Origin of the sequence: Enterococcus sp. E4-150 (genome assembly GCF_035726465.1) — a bacterium.
GTDB lineage: Bacteria > Bacillota > Bacilli > Lactobacillales > Enterococcaceae > Enterococcus_B > Enterococcus_B faecium.
Window position 1 is genome coordinate 119,332 of record NZ_JAPRGK010000002.1, and the last position, 15,853, is coordinate 135,184.

Annotated in this window: 12 protein-coding genes and 1 pseudogene; 2 read left to right on the forward strand and 11 right to left on the reverse strand. The window is 39.5% G+C overall.

Going from position 1 to position 15,853, the window contains the following annotated elements:
* Positions 1-20: 20 nt before the first annotated feature.
* From OZ002_RS02620 to OZ002_RS02635, 4 genes are all read right to left on the reverse strand, one after another.
* Positions 21-953: a hypothetical protein gene (locus OZ002_RS02620; protein WP_220723365.1), complete on the reverse strand. Its 933-nt coding sequence runs from the start codon at positions 951-953 to the stop codon at positions 21-23.
* A gap of 155 nt (positions 954-1,108) precedes the next feature.
* Positions 1,109-1,768, reverse strand: a complete 660-nt coding sequence (locus OZ002_RS02625) for an RDD family protein (protein WP_002294427.1) — start codon at positions 1,766-1,768, stop codon at positions 1,109-1,111.
* Positions 1,769-1,770: 2 nt separating this feature from the next.
* On the reverse strand, positions 1,771-2,796 hold the full coding sequence (sppA, locus tag OZ002_RS02630; protein WP_002324980.1) for a signal peptide peptidase SppA: 1,026 nt from the start codon (positions 2,794-2,796) through the stop codon (positions 1,771-1,773).
* Between the two features lie 12 nt (positions 2,797-2,808).
* Complete coding sequence (locus OZ002_RS02635) at positions 2,809-3,099, reverse strand: hypothetical protein (protein WP_002287827.1); 291 nt, start codon at positions 3,097-3,099, stop codon at positions 2,809-2,811.
* Between the two features lie 408 nt (positions 3,100-3,507).
* Here OZ002_RS02635 and glmS point away from each other — a divergent pair, with 408 nt between their 5' ends.
* Positions 3,508-5,313 carry a glutamine--fructose-6-phosphate transaminase (isomerizing) gene (gene glmS, locus OZ002_RS02640; protein WP_156248973.1) on the forward strand — a complete coding sequence of 602 codons (1,806 nt, stop codon included), beginning with the start codon at positions 3,508-3,510 and terminating at the stop codon, positions 5,311-5,313.
* A gap of 71 nt (positions 5,314-5,384) precedes the next feature.
* Here the strand turns inward: glmS and glmM are convergent, their stop codons facing one another.
* From glmM to nifJ, 4 genes are all read right to left on the reverse strand, one after another.
* Complete coding sequence (glmM, locus tag OZ002_RS02645) at positions 5,385-6,740, reverse strand: phosphoglucosamine mutase (protein WP_002287824.1); 1,356 nt, start codon at positions 6,738-6,740, stop codon at positions 5,385-5,387.
* A gap of 23 nt (positions 6,741-6,763) precedes the next feature.
* Positions 6,764-7,933 (reverse strand): CdaR family protein, encoded by a 1,170-nt coding sequence (locus OZ002_RS02650; RefSeq protein ID WP_058140210.1) that lies wholly within the window; start codon positions 7,931-7,933, stop codon positions 6,764-6,766.
* Positions 7,930-8,817, reverse strand: a complete 888-nt coding sequence (gene cdaA, locus OZ002_RS02655; RefSeq protein WP_002287821.1) for a diadenylate cyclase CdaA — start codon at positions 8,815-8,817, stop codon at positions 7,930-7,932. Before cdaA ends, OZ002_RS02650 begins: the two co-directional genes overlap by 4 nt.
* A gap of 188 nt (positions 8,818-9,005) precedes the next feature.
* Positions 9,006-12,698: a pyruvate:ferredoxin (flavodoxin) oxidoreductase gene (gene nifJ / locus OZ002_RS02660; protein WP_156248972.1), complete on the reverse strand. Its 3,693-nt coding sequence runs from the start codon at positions 12,696-12,698 to the stop codon at positions 9,006-9,008.
* Positions 12,699-12,896: 198 nt separating this feature from the next.
* On the opposite strand from nifJ, the gene OZ002_RS02665 reads away from it, so the two are divergent.
* The gene (locus tag OZ002_RS02665) at positions 12,897-13,418 is read left to right on the forward strand and encodes a DsbA family protein (RefSeq protein WP_002306480.1); all 522 of its coding nucleotides are present in this window, start codon (positions 12,897-12,899) and stop codon (positions 13,416-13,418) included.
* Between the two features lie 698 nt (positions 13,419-14,116).
* Here the strand turns inward: OZ002_RS02665 and OZ002_RS02670 are convergent.
* The 3 genes and pseudogenes from OZ002_RS02670 to OZ002_RS02680 all read right to left on the reverse strand — a co-directional run bounded on the left by OZ002_RS02670 (position 14,117) and on the right by OZ002_RS02680 (position 15,834).
* Positions 14,117-14,674 carry a hypothetical protein gene (locus OZ002_RS02670; protein ID WP_010728316.1) on the reverse strand — a complete coding sequence of 186 codons (558 nt, stop codon included), beginning with the start codon at positions 14,672-14,674 and terminating at the stop codon, positions 14,117-14,119.
* A 178-nt stretch (positions 14,675-14,852) separates the two neighbouring features.
* Entirely contained in the window at positions 14,853-15,464 is a 612-nt protein-coding gene (locus OZ002_RS02675) for a hypothetical protein (protein WP_049142552.1), read from the reverse strand.
* Positions 15,465-15,576: 112 nt separating this feature from the next.
* Positions 15,577-15,834, reverse strand: a pseudogene (locus OZ002_RS02680) (hypothetical protein).
* Positions 15,835-15,853: the final 19 nt, after the last annotated feature.

Here is a 15,853-nt window from a genome sequence, read left to right on the forward strand (position 1 = left end):
ATCTTTTTCACTGATAAAATCTAATGGAAGAAGATCATTTGCTGCAAAATTTTTTCTCTTTTTTTTAAAAAATCTTGTTTTTCATCTTCTGTACCTTCATACATCGTTTTTCCTGTACACGCCTCTACAGTCAGTTGAAACCAGCGCTTCGGGTCTTCGATGTATGTATCATAGACAGGATAAACAATTGCAGATTGCAACGTGAATTCTTCTTTTAACACGGAACTAAGCAGCGCATCTTCATTATCGTAACGATCTGAAAATACACATAATTGCTGGTAACTTGCCTGCTGCTGCGGCTTTGGCAGATCTTTTGGTATGACTTTGACTAACTTTTCTTCAATCGTCAAATAGAAAACAGGATGGCATTCGTTCAATTGCCTAAGTGTCTCCAGTAATTTTGCCCTTGCTAAAATATGGACCTCTGGCGATACAATAAGTTTACTCGCTGTTTGGACAAACTCATGATAAGGAAGCTGTTCGATCTCATCAATAGACGCAAGCTGACGTGCAGGTTCCAACGAAGGAAGTTCCTCCGATTTATTGTGGAGTGCCTTGATCTTCTGCCTCTCCATTTGTCCGGATAATTCTTCTGCAAATTGGATTTTTTCAATGACCCGCTGCTCGAAAGCTTCATAAAAATCTGTACTTGCTATCAATTTTCTAGCATATAAAAAATCTTGTGTACTGATTAACAAGTCAAAATAAAATTCAGCAAACTCCTCATTTTGAAGATACTGTTTTTCATGCAAGAGTGCTTGCTTCAATGCTTCTTTTTTCTCGTCCAACTCGTAAAGACAAAAAACAAGCAGGCTATTAGCCTCAAAGCTTTCTTTCAACTCGTAAGCTCGTTGAAATAATTCTTTTGCCTGCTGATATTGCTGGTTTGCTAGTGCTTGTTGTGCCACTCGCATTAAATTCTCATATTTTTCTGGAAAATCAATCGGCTTCACGCAGTGTCCTCCTCTTGCTCATGTTCAGCTCATGTTCAATAGTAGCAAAACAAAAAAAGCATGACAATTAAAAATAACTGAAGCACCCTCTAAAAGCTAGATTTTAGATCTGACTTTAGAAGGTGCTTTCAACTGTTACTGCTTTTTATTGCTCATCAGCTGTTGACTTCCTGGTTGAATGCTTTGATCAGATTGATCGTAACAACACTTGTATTAGTGAAAAAATCGCCCAGATGTTGCTTTTTCTGATTAAAGATTGCTGGAAGATACCCTAACATTAGCAAAGGAAATTTTAGAATGAACCGGCAAGCACCTTCTCTAACTAAAACGGTTGACCAGCTAAGTTCTTCTTCATCAAAGCTGATGACTCGAATACCAAAGATCATTTTCCCAATCGTTTGGCCATGATTGAATTTCGTCAATAAAATAAAATACGCTAGATAAATAAGTAAGGCTGTGAATCCGTAGAGACTCAGATAAGAATCTGAAAAATTAAGCCAACCTAGATTTTTGGCAATACCAAGTGTTAAACGCGTAATAGCTCCGATACACAAAAGATCGACCAAGAAGGCAAACATTCGGATAAAAAAACCTGCATAGAAATACTTAGGAAAATCATTTGCTTTTGGCGGTTCATTTCTTGTGTCCGTATACTTTTTCCATTTACGTTGTTTCTTTTTGATTTCTTCGGGCGTCAAAGGCTCTCTTTCAAAAGAGCTCAGTACCTTTTGGGAAAAGTTGGAGTCAGGTCCTACAGCAGGCTGCTGTTGCTTATCTTTTTCTTGTTCCTTATTTTCATTTGAAAGCTCTGACATGCTTACTCACCTCCGTAATAATACATTGCTTTTGGTGATTCCGCTGTCCCTAGATTCTCAAGAACGGATAAGATCTGACTAGTCTCAGAAGGCTTCAATCCCTGGAATTCTGCTAGTTTACTTCCTAACCATGTACTAGCAAACCCAGATGGCGTGGAAGAATATTCTACTAGTTCCGCATCTTCAAGCTGTTGTTCCTTTCGCATAGCTTTTAAAGCATCTTCAGGAAATCCCAATTCATCGACTAAACCTACTTCTTTTGCTTGGACACCATCATAAATCCTTCCATCAGCAATTTTTTTGACTTCTTCTTCAGATTTATTCCGTCCCTCGCTGACGATTGCTACAAAACGACTATATGCGCTGTCGATATATGCTTGAAGCACCGCTTCTTCTTCTTTTGTCTCTGGTCGCGTTCCTGAACCCATGTCTTTCAACGCTCCGCTTTTAACTGTTGTATCTTCCACACCCAGTTTTTCTAGAAGTCCTGAATAATTCAATCCTGACATGATCACACCAATTGAGCCGGTCACTGTTTCTTCTGTTGCAAAGATTTTATCTGCTTGAGCAGAAATATAGTAGCCACCGCTAGCTGCCATGTTTTTCATGCTGACATACATTGGGATATCATGTTCTTTACGAATCGTATCCAATTTCTTAGCGATTTCCGCACTTTCGTAGACACCGCCACCAGGAGAATTTACTTCTAAAAAGATACCTTTGACTGTTGGATCTTCTTCAATCGCCTTCAGTTGTTCCATAAAATTTTTATGATTGTAACCTTCAGAAGCAAATAAACCTGAAGACCCTCCCGCAGCAATCGTTCCATCTACTGATAATTTTACGATTTTTTGCGTACTGTCTCCCTCTTCCAACACATTTGGAGCTAGTTCTTCATCCCCATATAACCAACTGTTCAATCCCTCAATTTGATCGTTTTCCTGAGGCTTAGTCAAACTAGCTGAAACTAACGAAACCACAAATAATCCTGCAGCAATCAGAACTGCTGCCCAACGTCTTTTATTCATTCTTTCTCCTTTCTAATACAAGTTTTTTATGACGATCACAGTTTCTGACTGCTCAGAAGTGTCGAACCGCTCTGCTTTTTCTTCCCGCGCATACCCGGAAAACGACTCTTTTGTCAATTCATCTTCTACCGTAAACTCACGAGCTTGAGCAACTTCCAAGGCATCAGGTGCTATTTCTTGGATGCTATCCCAGCCAGTATCTAAAAATATTTTCGTATCATCTGATACACCAGCTGATGCTTCGAATTTGGACAATTGTTTTTTTAACATTCCCAGTGTCATGATCTCAATTTTTGAATCCATTTTTACTCCTCCTCTATCCGATTACTTTCTATTGTACCGAACTCCTGAAAAAGATGATAGATAAAAACCCATTATTTTTTGACATAAAAAGAGCATTTGACAAAGCATTTGATATATACCAATTTATTTTTTATTCTTTTTTTGTTGACAAGAACATTCGCAAAAGGTTATGATTTTAAATGTTTCCAGATAAAAAACAAAAAGGAGGATAGTTATACCTTTTAGGATAGCGCCAGGTCTGTGTAAACAGATGACGAGGAGAGGGTTTATCGAAAGATTCGGCGGATGGCCCTAGGGACTGCACTCTACAGAAAATTCACAAAAAGTATCTGCAAAGATAAAACAAAAGGATTTTCCTGCAGCTGGAAGCATTCATACGAATTCATTATAGAAAGTAGGATGTTTTTTATGTGCGGAATTGTTGGAATGATTGGATTAAAAAATGTAACACCAGGATTGATTGACGGTCTAGAAAAATTAGAATACCGTGGTTATGATTCAGCTGGTATCTTTGTCTCAGATGGCACAACTGATTATCTGGTCAAAGCACAAGGCAGAATTCAAAATTTGAAAAACAAAATAAATATTGATACTACAGGAAATATAGGTATTGGTCATACACGTTGGGCAACTCACGGGCAACCTTCTGAAGAAAACGCCCATCCACATACTTCCCAAAGTGGACGCTTCGTGCTCGTTCACAATGGCGTAATCGAAAACTTTGAAGAACTTAAAATTGCTTATTTAGCAAATGACCACTTTATTGGTGAGACCGATACTGAGATTATCGCTCATCTAATTGAAACTTTCGCGAAGGATACTACAACGCAAGAGGCGTTTTTAAAAGCTTTGCGGGTCATCAAAGGTTCTTACGCTTTCGCTTTGATTGATCGGACAGCACCTGATGTTATTTACGTCGCTAAAAATAAAAGTCCACTATTAATCGGACTCGGCGATGGATTCAATGTGATTGCCAGCGATGCAATGGCTATGCTTGCTCATACGAAGGAATTCGTTGAGATTGAAGATGAAGAGATGGTTACCATCACATCAGAAAAAGTTATTATTCAAAATTTTGCAGGTGACATCGTAGAACGTTCTTCATTCGAAGCACAAGTAGATTCTTCAGATATCGAGAAAGGTACCTATCCTTTTTATATGCTGAAAGAAATCGACGAACAGCCTATTATCATGCGTCGTATCGCTCAAAAATACGTAACAGAAGACAATCGTGTCTCTCTTGATCAAAAGCTGGTCGATACATTGTCTGATAGCGATCGAATCTATATCATTGCTTGCGGAACTAGTTACCATGCGGGGTTAGCAGGTAAACAGACTTTGGAAAAATTGACACAGATCCCTGTTGAGGTTCATTTAGCCAGTGAATTTGGCTATAACACACCTCTTCTTTCAAAAAAACCATTCTTTATTTTCTTGAGTCAAAGTGGCGAAACAGCAGACAGCCGCCAAGTGCTGGTAAAAATCAACCGTCTCGGCTACCCTTCACTTACGATTACAAATGTTGCTGGTTCTACTCTTTCGCGGGAAGCATCCTTTACACTGCTATTGCATGCTGGACCCGAAATCGCAGTAGCATCAACGAAAGCTTATACTGCACAAATAGCTGTACTAACTTTATTAGCCAAAGCTATCGGTGATAAAAAAGAATTTGAAACTTCTCTTGTATTCGATATCACTCATGAATTGAGTTTAGTTGCTAATGCGATGGAATCGGTCATCGCCCAAAAAGATTATTTAGAAGAGTTGGCAAAAGTATATCTCAGCGATACAAGAAATGCCTTTTACATTGGACGTGGCGCTGACTACAACGTTTCTCTTGAAGCTGCTTTGAAATTGAAAGAAATCAGTTATATCCAGGCAGAAGGTTTTGCCGCTGGCGAATTGAAACATGGAACGATTGCTTTGATCGAAGAAGGAACACCAGTGATCGGAATCATCAGTGAAGAAGTGACTGGTGCGCATACTCGAGGAAACCTGAAAGAAGTCGAAAGCCGTGGCGCTAAAACACTAGTTATTGTCTCAGAGGGATTAGAAAAGGAAAGTGACCAGCTGGTGCTACCAACTGTCCACCCTTATCTAACTACTCTAACCACAGTCGTACCGACACAATTACTTGCATATTACGCAACGCTATTACGGGGATTCGACGTTGACAAACCACGTAATTTAGCGAAATCAGTGACAGTAGAATAATAAAAGAACAAGGACCAGTGTCAGATGTCTGACACTGGTCCTTGTTCTTTTATTTTTTATGAAAATATCTCTTAATCCAGTCCGATTTCTTCTTTGACTACTGCCGCGATTTTATCGACATAGTAATTAACTTTCTCATCAGTAGGCGCTTCTGCCATCACTCGAAGTAATGGTTCTGTACCGGAAGGACGAACTAGGATTCTTCCTTCTGATCCCATTTCAGCTTCTGCCTCTTCAATCACTTTTTTGATTGCCGGAACATCCATCGCACCGTTTTTATCACTTACGCGGATATTCACTAATTTTTGCGGATAGATTGTTACCTCTGCTGCAAGCTCTGATAATTTCTTACCTGTCTGCTTCATGATATTCAGTAACTGAATTCCTGAAAGCATCCCATCTCCAGTTGTATTAAAATCTAAGAAAATCATGTGCCCAGACTGCTCGCCGCCAAAGTTATAATCGTTTTTGCGCATTTCTTCTACAACGTAACGATCACCAACTTGTGTAACGACATCTTTCAAACCGATTCCTTCCACCGCTTTGTGGAATCCTAAGTTACTCATGACAGTCGTAACGATCGTATCTTTTTTCAATCGATTTTTTTCTGCCAAGTATTTAGCACAGATAAACATGATTTTATCACCGTCGACAATGTTTCCAAGTTCATCCACCGCAATAATACGATCGCCATCGCCATCGAAAGCTAGTCCAGCATCTGCTCCTTTTTCAACGACCATCTCAGCTAAACGTTCTGGATGGGTAGAGCCTACGCCGTCATTGATATTTAACCCGTCTGGATTTGTGCCCATGGTATAAAAATCTGTTTCAAGATCGGCAAACAAACGATTAACACTTGTTGAAGTTGCTCCGTTTGCTGCATCGACACAAATGGTCAAACCGGAAAGGTCACCGTTGATCGTTTGTACAAGGAATTGAGAATATTTCAATAAGCCTTCTGGAAATTCCTCTACAGTTCCCAATCCTTCAGCTGATGGACGAGGCAATTCATCCACTTCAGCATCTAATAATGCTTCAATTTCTAGCTCTTGGTCATCTACTAGTTTAAAACCATCTGCACCGAAAAATTTGATTCCATTATCTTGTGCTGGATTATGAGAAGCAGAAATCATGACCCCTGCGCTTGCTTTTTGCAAACGTGTCAGATAAGCAACACCTGGTGTAGAGATCACACCTAGCTGGAACACTTCGATACCCACCGATAAAAGTCCTGAAATCAGCGCTTCTTCTAACATTTGACCTGAGATTCTTGTATCCCGCCCTACTAACACGCGTGGGCGTTTTCCTTCTTCTTCATGCTGGCTTAGGACATAACCTCCGCACCGTCCCAGCTTAAATGCAAGTTCTGGCGTAAGTTCCTTGTTGGCTTCACCGCGTACGCCGTCTGTTCCAAAATATTTACCCATAGTTGTAAAATTACTCCTTTAACTTAATTTTCTGAGGAATTTGTTCTGCTCATTTGTGTTGATTCGCTTGTTTCTGATGTTTCTTCTGTACTTGTGGTCGAGTTGCTTGTCCCAGATTCCGAACTGGAAGAAATGGTTGTTGTCGATGGTTCCGTTCCTGAATCAGCAGATGAAATACTTCTACTCGTACTTGTATTTTCTTGTGTCCGACTGCTCGTCGAAGCAGAGCTACTGCTTGACGTTTGCAACACGGGTGTAATCTCCACACTAACTGATTCGGGCTTGATACTTAACCCCTCTTCTACTGGTATTTCAATTTTACGAGTTGTTCGATGATTGATACCTGAGACATTGATCGGTACAGCAATACTGTCACCGATCGATGCAAGCAAATCGCTAGAGCCGCTTACTTCTGCTTCCAGTTTTGAAAAACTGAAATCATAGCTTTCTACCCCGGCAGCTGGTGTTCCTTGCTGTATCCCATAAAGTCGTACCGACTTGCTTGGCTTGATCGAATCAGCTTTCACTGTTACTTGCACTGGATCAGAGACGATACTTAATACTTCCCCCGCTGCATTCAGCGCCTGTATTGGGACCTCACTATTAATCCCATCATCTGTGACCATCGAAGCGTCCACATCAGCTACTACTCGTTTGATTTCTGCCAATGTTTTGTCACCTGTAGTGATAGAGACTTTTTTAGGACTAACGGAAGTATCATCAAGTTCATATCCAGATGGTGTGAACGTTGAAGGAATCAATGTTTCCACATCGAAATCTTTTATTACCTTTTTCTCAACCGTTACTGTGATAGTCGATGGTTCGATCTTTGCTGTGACAGCACTGCTCAAATTTTGAATTTTTAGCGGAACTTCATGTGTTCCTTCGCCCAGCTTAGTGATATCTGCTGTGACGCGGAACATCCGTGTATCTTCGTTTGCCTCTGCATTCAACTGAACTCGGTTTGCACTGGAAAGTTTGACAGTCACTGCATTTTCATATCCATGGATATAGTAGCGCTTTGAATCATAAGAAATCTTGATCGGCACCCCAGTAACTGTTTGATTATACGCTTCATTTCCAGAAAGCGTATTTGGAACGGACTGGCCATTTGCATTGAAGTACAGCGCAATACTGAACAGCAATGCAATAAAACTGTAAAGAATGCTTGTCCGTTTCTCTTTTGAGATCATTTGCGATCCCCTCCCTTAGTCATACCGTCTAGGAAAGATTGAATCACGTTTTTCTTGTTTTTTGTTTTCTCTTCAGCAATCAGTTCTCTACGCAAGATTGCCAAATATTCTTGCTGGGATAAGCCAGCCATCAGTTCATTATCTAACGTGATGCTGACGTCCCCGGTTTCTTCAGAGACAACGATGGTAATCGCGTCGCTGACTTCGCTTATACCGACAGCTGCCCGGTGTCGAGTCCCGAATTCTTTAGGGATCAACATACTTTCTGATAGAGGAAGATAGGCGCTTGCTACTGCGATCTTTCCTTCTTTTACAATAACTGCACCGTCATGCAGCGGTGTATTAGGAATAAAGATATTGATCAGCAGCTCCCCAGTGATATCTGCATCTAAAGCAATCCCTGTCTCAATATACTCATCTAATCCAGTATGACGTTCGATAGTAATTAGCGCACCGATTTTTCGCTTGGACATATATTGGATGGCTTTGTCAAAAGACAAGATCATCTTCTCATCTTCCTGCTGTTCGCTTTTTGATTGTTTGAAAAGCGAACTGCGTCCAAGATGTTCCAGTCCTCTCCGGATTTCCGGCTGAAAAATCACGATAGCAGCTATCACCCCGTACGTAATGACTTGGTTCATCAGCCAAGACAAGGTGTGCAGACCAATGATTTCCGCTACGATTCGGATAACAATAAAAATAGCTACACCTTTTAGAAGCTGAATCGCTTTTGTGCCTCGCAGCAGTTGGATCAGTTTGTATACAAGATACCAGACAACCAGAATATCAAGTATGTTCACCAAAAAATTCAGAGAGAACAAGTCACCGGAAAACATTTGCTGCCAATAGTCCAAATTAAAAAGTTCCCCGATTTGAAATGACATAAAAAGCCTCTCTTCTCTTTTGAGATTTCCTCTCTAGTATATCATATGTTTTAATTTTAGAGGCTGATCTGCTCGTATTTTTCTTGAGAAAAACGCATAATTTTCAAGAAAATTGCAAGTATGCGTTTTATTTTTCTCTGCAATAAATATTTTTAAACTTCAGAGAATTATTCATTATATTTTTTCTGTTATTTTTCCTTTTTTTCTTTTGTAGCTTGTTCCATTTTTTTACGTCGTTCTGCTCTGGCAGCTCTTCTAGCAGCTCTTCTTTCTTCTGCTTCAAGGTCCGTCGTTTTTTCTTTTCTAGTCTTAACGGGTACATCGATAGATTCCTCTGGTTCAAGTCGTTTCTTGATTTTTTCTAATTCTCCCGTCAGTGCAGCATAGTTGTAAAAACGAGTTTTAGCATCTTTGACAGTCTTTTCAAATAAAGCTTTTGCAAGATTTGGATTAGCATTTTCTAGCGAGGAAAAACGAACTTGTTTCCTCATGAAATTAGGCATAGTAGAAAAATCAGGTTTTTTGTAATCCAAAGTCATTGGGTTCTTGTTTTTTTCGACCATTGCAGGGTTATATCGATATAATGACCAATAACCAGAAGAAACAGCTTCTTTTGCTTCTTTAAGCGATTCTTTCATTCCGCCAAGCAAGCCATGTGTGATACAAGGCGTATAGGCAATGATTAAAGAAGGTCCAGGATACTTTTCTGCTTCTTCAAATGCCTTTATCGTCTGCATTTGATTGGCACCTGAAGCAATTTGCGCCACATAAACATTTCCATATGTCATCGCCATCATTCCTAGATCTTTCTTTGAAGCATACTTTCCACTAGCCGAAAATTTAGCGATTGCCGAAGCTGGTGTTGCTTTTGAGGTTTGACCGCCAGTATTGGAATAGACTTCGTTATCCAAAACAAGAATATTCACGTCTGCTCCGCTGGCAAGTACATGATCGATCCCGCCAAAACCAATGTCGTAAGCCCATCCGTCTCCACCAATCATCCATTGGCTGTTTTTTACGAATAGATCCTTTCTCTTGTATATATCCTCCAGTTCAGGGACAATTGATCGTTCGCTTTCGATCGCAGCTTGCAGTTTTGCTGCTCTTTGCTGCGTTCCTTCACTCTCAAACATGTGTACCAACCAGTCTTCCATCAATTCTCGTAGTTCTTCTGATACTTTTGGCAATACTTCTTTGATTGAACTTGCCAAAGCCTCGCGACGAGTCTGTGCCGCTAGAAGCATACCATAACCAAATTCAGCATTATCTTCCAATAAAGAATTTGACCATGCAGGCCCTTGACCACATTCATTGGTCGTATAAGGAGAAGCAGGAGAAGCACCGCCCCAAATAGAAGAACAGCCTGTCGCATTCGCGATCATCATTCGATCACCGAACATTTGTGTCAATAATTTTACATAAGGTGTTTCGCCACAGCCTGAGCAAGCGCCCGAGAATTCAAGAAGCGGTTGATTGAATTGTGTAGACAAGACAGTATTCTTTCCTTTGACTGGATTTGCTTTTTGTCTTAATGTCATTGCAAAAGCCCAATTCACAGCTTGTTCTTTCTGTTCTTCATAAGGCTTCATCACTAAAGCTTTTTCTTTTGCGGGACAAGCCTCTACACACAGACCACAACCTGTACAGTCTTCCACTGAAACTTGGATACGGTATTTTACGCCGTCTGCGCCTCGCATTTCTCTCACGATAAATCCTTCTGGCGCTTCTTCCATTTCCTCTTCATCTGCTAAAAATGGACGGATGGCAGCATGAGGACAAACAAAGGCACATTCATTACACATCGTACAGCGATCACTAATCCACTCAGGTACTTCTAAAGCGACGCCCCGCTTTTCCATAGAAGCCGTTCCTAAAGGCATTTCGCCAGTTGTCATTCCATTTGCTACAAGTGTACCAACAGAGAGTTGATTTCCTTCCTGTGCATTCACTGGTTCAAGTATTTCTTGTACATAACCAGTGTTCCTTTTATTGATTTTTTCAGGCATCTCCAACGTTCTCCAATGGTCTGGGATCGCGACTTGATGAAGCAGTTCGGTCGTCCGATCGATTGCTTGTATGTTTTTTTCTACGATAGCCATTGATTTATGTCCATAGCTTTTCAGGGCTTCTTCTTTTAGCAGCGGAATCACCTCATCAAAAGGAATGATGTCAGCTAATTTAAAAAAAGCCGTTTCCATTGCCGTATTGATCCGGCGTCCCAAACCGACTTCTTGGGCCAATCTCATGGCATTGATCGTATAGAATCTAATGTTATTTTCAGCCAAGTAACATTTTAATTTTAAGGGCAGATGCGTTTCTAATTGTTCGTCGCTCCAAAGAGTGTTCAATAAAAAAATGCCACCTGGCTTCAATCCTTTGACCAAGTCATAGCTATGCAGGTAAGCTGGTGTGTGACAGGCAACAAGGTCCGCATGCTCGACAAGATACGCTGAACGTATCGGCGTATCTCCAAAACGAAGATGAGAGACAGTCAGACCGCCAGATTTTTTCGAATCATAATAAAAATAGCCTTGCGCATATTTATCGGTGTGATCTCCAATAATCTTGATAGCTGATTTATTTGCTCCAACTGTTCCGTCAGATCCAAATCCCCAAAACTTGGCCTGGAATGTTTGCGGTTCTGTCAAATCCAGACTTTCCTTTGGTTCCAAAGATTGATAAGTCACATCATCCACGATCCCTATGGTAAACCGTTTTTTGCGTATGCTTGGGTCTTTTTTCAATTCATCAAAAACTGCTGAGATTTGGTCGGGAGTCACATCTTTAGACCCCAATCCGTAGCGACCACCAATAACAGCCGGGCGAAGTTCAGGATCATATAACGCACTTTGAACGTCTAATAAGAGAGGTTCTCCACCTGCCCCTGGTTCTTTACTTCGATCAAGAACAGCAATTGTTTTTACTGTATGAGGCAACTTTTGCACGAATGTTTCCACTGGAAAAGGACGATAAAGATGGATATTCAAAAAACCTGTTTTCCGTCCGTTTGCATTCAAGTAATCAATCGTTTGTTCAATCGTCTGTGCAACTGATCCCATAGAAACAATGACTTCTTCCGCATCGTCTGCTCCGTAATAAGTCACCAAGTCATAAGAAGTTCCTCGTAATCGGTTGATCTCTTTCATATATTTTTGAACGATTTCAGGTAATTTATCATAATAGGGGTTGATCGTTTCCCGTTGTTGAAAATGGATGTCTGGATTCTGGTTCGTACCACTAACAGTCGGATGATTGGGATTCATCCCTCGTTTACGAAATGAAGCTAATTTCTCCTGATTGATCAGAGGAGCTAATTCTTCATATTCCAAAACTTCGATTTTTTGAATCTCGTGACTCGTACGGAATCCATCAAAGAAATTCAAAAAAGGGACTTCTCCTTCAATAGAAGCAAGATGGGCAACAGGTGCTAAATCCATCACTTCTTGTACACTGCTTTCAGCTAACATAGCAAATCCTGTTTGTCTTGCAGCCATCACGTCTCCGTGATCTCCGAAAATATTCAACGCATTTGTCGTCACTGCCCGACTAGCAACGTGGAAAACACTTGGCAGTAGTTCCCCAGCAATCTTGTACATATTCGGTATCATCAAAAGCAGCCCTTGTGAAGCGGTATATGTAGTTGTCAGTGCACCAGTTTTCAATGATCCATGGACCACACCAGCTGCTCCTGCTTCGGATTGCATTTCTACTACTTTTACTGGTTGACCGAATACATTTTCTTTTCCTGCTGCTGACCATTGATCTACTAATTCAGCCATGGTCGAACTGGGTGTTATTGGATATATTGCAGCAATCTCGGTAAATGCATAAGAAATATATGCGGCTGCCGTATTGCCATCCATTGTTTTCATTTTTCGCATGATTCATCATCCTTGTTCATATTCTCTCTTATTATCTGTTCCATTATAACGTAAAACATTCCATTTTTTTCTTTTATTTATAAAAATATTTTACATATATCTATTTGAATTGGTCATCTAATTTTTAGACAAACAGTCTAAATCGTTGCCTTTTTTTGTCAGACATGTATAAACTATAAGCGAAAGAGGTGTTTTAACATGGATATATCAGTGATTGATGCAACGAAAACAAATACACAAAAAGGAATCCTTTATGGTTCATCGAATGCTCCTAAAAAAATGGTCGAATTCATCAACTTAGCTTGTCCGTATTGCCGACAATGGTTTGAAGAATCTTATGATCTATTAGAAGAAGCAGTCCAAAGCGGGCAATTGCAGCGAGTAATCAAATTGTTCGATAAAGAAAAAGAAAGCTTGCAGCGAGGAAACGTGATGCACCGGTATCTCACAATCAGCGATGGTCAAAAAGCGATCAAAGAGATCAAACAAATATTCGATACTCAAGACGAGTGGAAACATCTTTCTCTCCAAGAAGTAGCGGATTTTGCAGTAGATAAACTAAAGCTGACAGAACAAAAAGACGAACAGCTGAGCCAAGCTGTCATCAACGAAGCTGAGCAAGCACATATTCGATTTGTTCCGACTGTCATCTTGGGTAAAGAAATCTTTGATGAATCTATTTCAATAGAGGAATTAAAAGAATTGATCCAAACAAAATAAAAAAATAAGGAGCGTGGGACAAAAGTAAAGAACACTTTTGTCTCACGCTCTAAACACGTATAAACGGCGGAAGCAGAAGCAACTCCTTCTTATTTCTTGGAGTTAAACGCTTCTGTCCCAGCCTCCTTATTCCGAATAAATGGTGTCCAAAAGCTTGCATCTGCCAGATTATCTCATTTCTTATGACAAGCTAAGCAAATTATCTCCACCAAATAATTTATTCATATTTTTGACTTGCGCATACTAACTAATTCTTAAATTTTCATACAAAATTTCTCAATTTCCCTTAACGAGTAATATTTATGTACGGTGATTCTCACTAGTATCCCAATCACTTTTTAAGTTATCCCGATTTCAATTCTACTTCAAAAATAGTTGCTTTTATGTATGCTGTTAGTTGATTAGATGGTCATTTGTTGAGCTAGGTCGTTTATTTTAAACAAGTTGTTTCTTTAGCTTATACCTATCTCGTCTACCAAACGCAAGATGGCAAACACAAATGCATACGCATCTGTATTTGCCACTTTGATTCGTATAAAGCTAACAACTATTAACTCCTCTCAGCTAATAGTTGCTCTCTTTTTTATTCAGATTCATTTTTGCTGATCACAGCCTAGTATTTCAATGGTTTTGAACACTAAACCAAATTGTTCCATTACAACATTCACTGGCTGATGAAATGGATTAGTAGATTTCGATTATTCAAAGCGATTTTCTATTGGTGGATCGTGTTCCCAACTAATAAGACGGATTCCAAACCTATCGTACAGATCTTCTAAACCACTTATAAATTTTGCACCTATTTCAGGTGTTTTATTGCGTGGATATTCTATTGTTACGCCATTAAATGGATACCAATTAGGATTAGGCTCTCTTTTTTTCTGTACATCTCCCATAAAATAGTTAGCACTTTCTGGGACATAATATATTCTTCGACCATCCTCTAATTCATCTAATAAGATATTTCGTGATCGTTTATCACTCGCTAAATGTAGACGCCACGTGCGATACCATGCCATGCTACCTGCATCTGCAGAAAATCCATCAAATAATGCAACAATTGTATCTTCTATCACAATCCTTTCCCCATCTACTTCATATTCTAATCTAAAATCAAACTCCCCTCGGGTAATTTCTGGTCTTGGTGGCTTAGGACCCAATATTATTCTACTTAAAACCGCATTCGTTCCCAGATGAAACACAGCTATAACAACAATAATAATTAATATTTTGTTTCTATTTGATAAATTTCTCATTATTCGCACATCACCTCTACATTCTCACATATTAGTTCGTAATACTCCTTTAATATCAAAATATCTACTGGTCGTAATAATATTCGCTATGAATTCCTACTACTCGTATAAGAAAGGCCAAATCATCAGCTTTTACTTGCTGATGATTTGGCTTGTTTCTATTTATCGTAATTGTTTTCTAATCACCAAAATTGTTAACAATCGGTTCAGATATTACCCAGTTGATTAAGGTAATTCCGTATTGTGTCAAAACTTCTTGCGCTTCTCCGAAATTAAGTACAGTTCTTATGTATCCACTTTCTCCTAATATAAAGTCTACCTCTCTTCTAAAACCTTCCTCGAGATTTCTAAGGGCTATATGTGGTTTTAATGACATTGATTGTACATTTTCCCCCATATAATATTGCGCACTTCCTCGACTAAAATAGATTCCTAGATCGTCCCCAAAAGGTAGATCTTCTCTACCACTAGCTAATCTACTTCTCCATCTTCGTTCTCTTTTCATAGAACCTGCGCTGAACTCACATCCGTTAAACTCAGCTATGACAGTATCTTCAATTATGTTAATCTGTCCATCTAATTCGTATTCAATCCTAAATGGAAATTCTCCATAGGTGATTTCCGGTTCGGGTATTTTAGGCGAGATTAATGCAAAGAAAGGAAATATTAAGCTTGGTAACATCAAAAACACTCCTCCTATAATCACAATTCCCGATGCAATCCAAAATATAATTTGTACAATTCTCATTGATCCATTGTATTCCATTTTATTCCCCCTATTACTATTCATATCCGCCTATCTATATCGATCTTCCAATGCAGACATAATTGCTTCCATACCTTGATTTTTTACCGAGTTACCTATGCGAGATATCATTCTCCACTAAGGTGCATCATATTGTCTATCTAACATGATTAATTCTCCAATAGGTGTATACTCCTCCAAAAACAACATTTAATGCATCTCCTTCGACAACATAAGCTACCATGTTTGCTGTATATGTGTTTGAGTCTAATTCATAAGCAGATAAATTTACTGTCGCTGGATTAAATATAATCGCATTCGTATTTATAGCTACTTAATTTGCTGCTTCAGCACCACCTTTTGAATGTCCGATCATTGTGATTTCAATAGTAGGATTTACGTGGACAGCCCTCACCGTTTACCCTGACCATTAT

Bases quoted from the DNA above. Each gene is read 5' to 3' on its own strand.
- glmS (WP_156248973.1), top strand. From the start codon at position 3,508: ATGTGCGGAATTGTTGGAATGATTGGATTAAAAAATGTAACACCAGGA.
- OZ002_RS02650 (WP_058140210.1), bottom strand. From the start codon at position 7,933: ATGATCTCAAAAGAGAAACGGACAAGCATTCTTTACAGTTTTATTGCA.
- OZ002_RS02665 (WP_002306480.1), top strand. From the start codon at position 12,897: ATGGATATATCAGTGATTGATGCAACGAAAACAAATACACAAAAAGGA.
- cdaA (WP_002287821.1), bottom strand. From the start codon at position 8,817: ATGTCATTTCAAATCGGGGAACTTTTTAATTTGGACTATTGGCAGCAA.
- OZ002_RS02675 (WP_049142552.1), bottom strand. From the start codon at position 15,464: ATGAATAGTAATAGGGGGAATAAAATGGAATACAATGGATCAATGAGA.
- sppA (WP_002324980.1), bottom strand. From the start codon at position 2,796: ATGAATAAAAGACGTTGGGCAGCAGTTCTGATTGCTGCAGGATTATTT.
- OZ002_RS02670 (WP_010728316.1), bottom strand. From the start codon at position 14,674: ATGAGAAATTTATCAAATAGAAACAAAATATTAATTATTATTGTTGTT.
- glmM (WP_002287824.1), bottom strand. From the start codon at position 6,740: ATGGGTAAATATTTTGGAACAGACGGCGTACGCGGTGAAGCCAACAAG.
- OZ002_RS02625 (WP_002294427.1), bottom strand. From the start codon at position 1,768: ATGTCAGAGCTTTCAAATGAAAATAAGGAACAAGAAAAAGATAAGCAA.
- OZ002_RS02635 (WP_002287827.1), bottom strand. From the start codon at position 3,099: ATGGATTCAAAAATTGAGATCATGACACTGGGAATGTTAAAAAAACAA.
- nifJ (WP_156248972.1), bottom strand. From the start codon at position 12,698: ATGCGAAAAATGAAAACAATGGATGGCAATACGGCAGCCGCATATATT.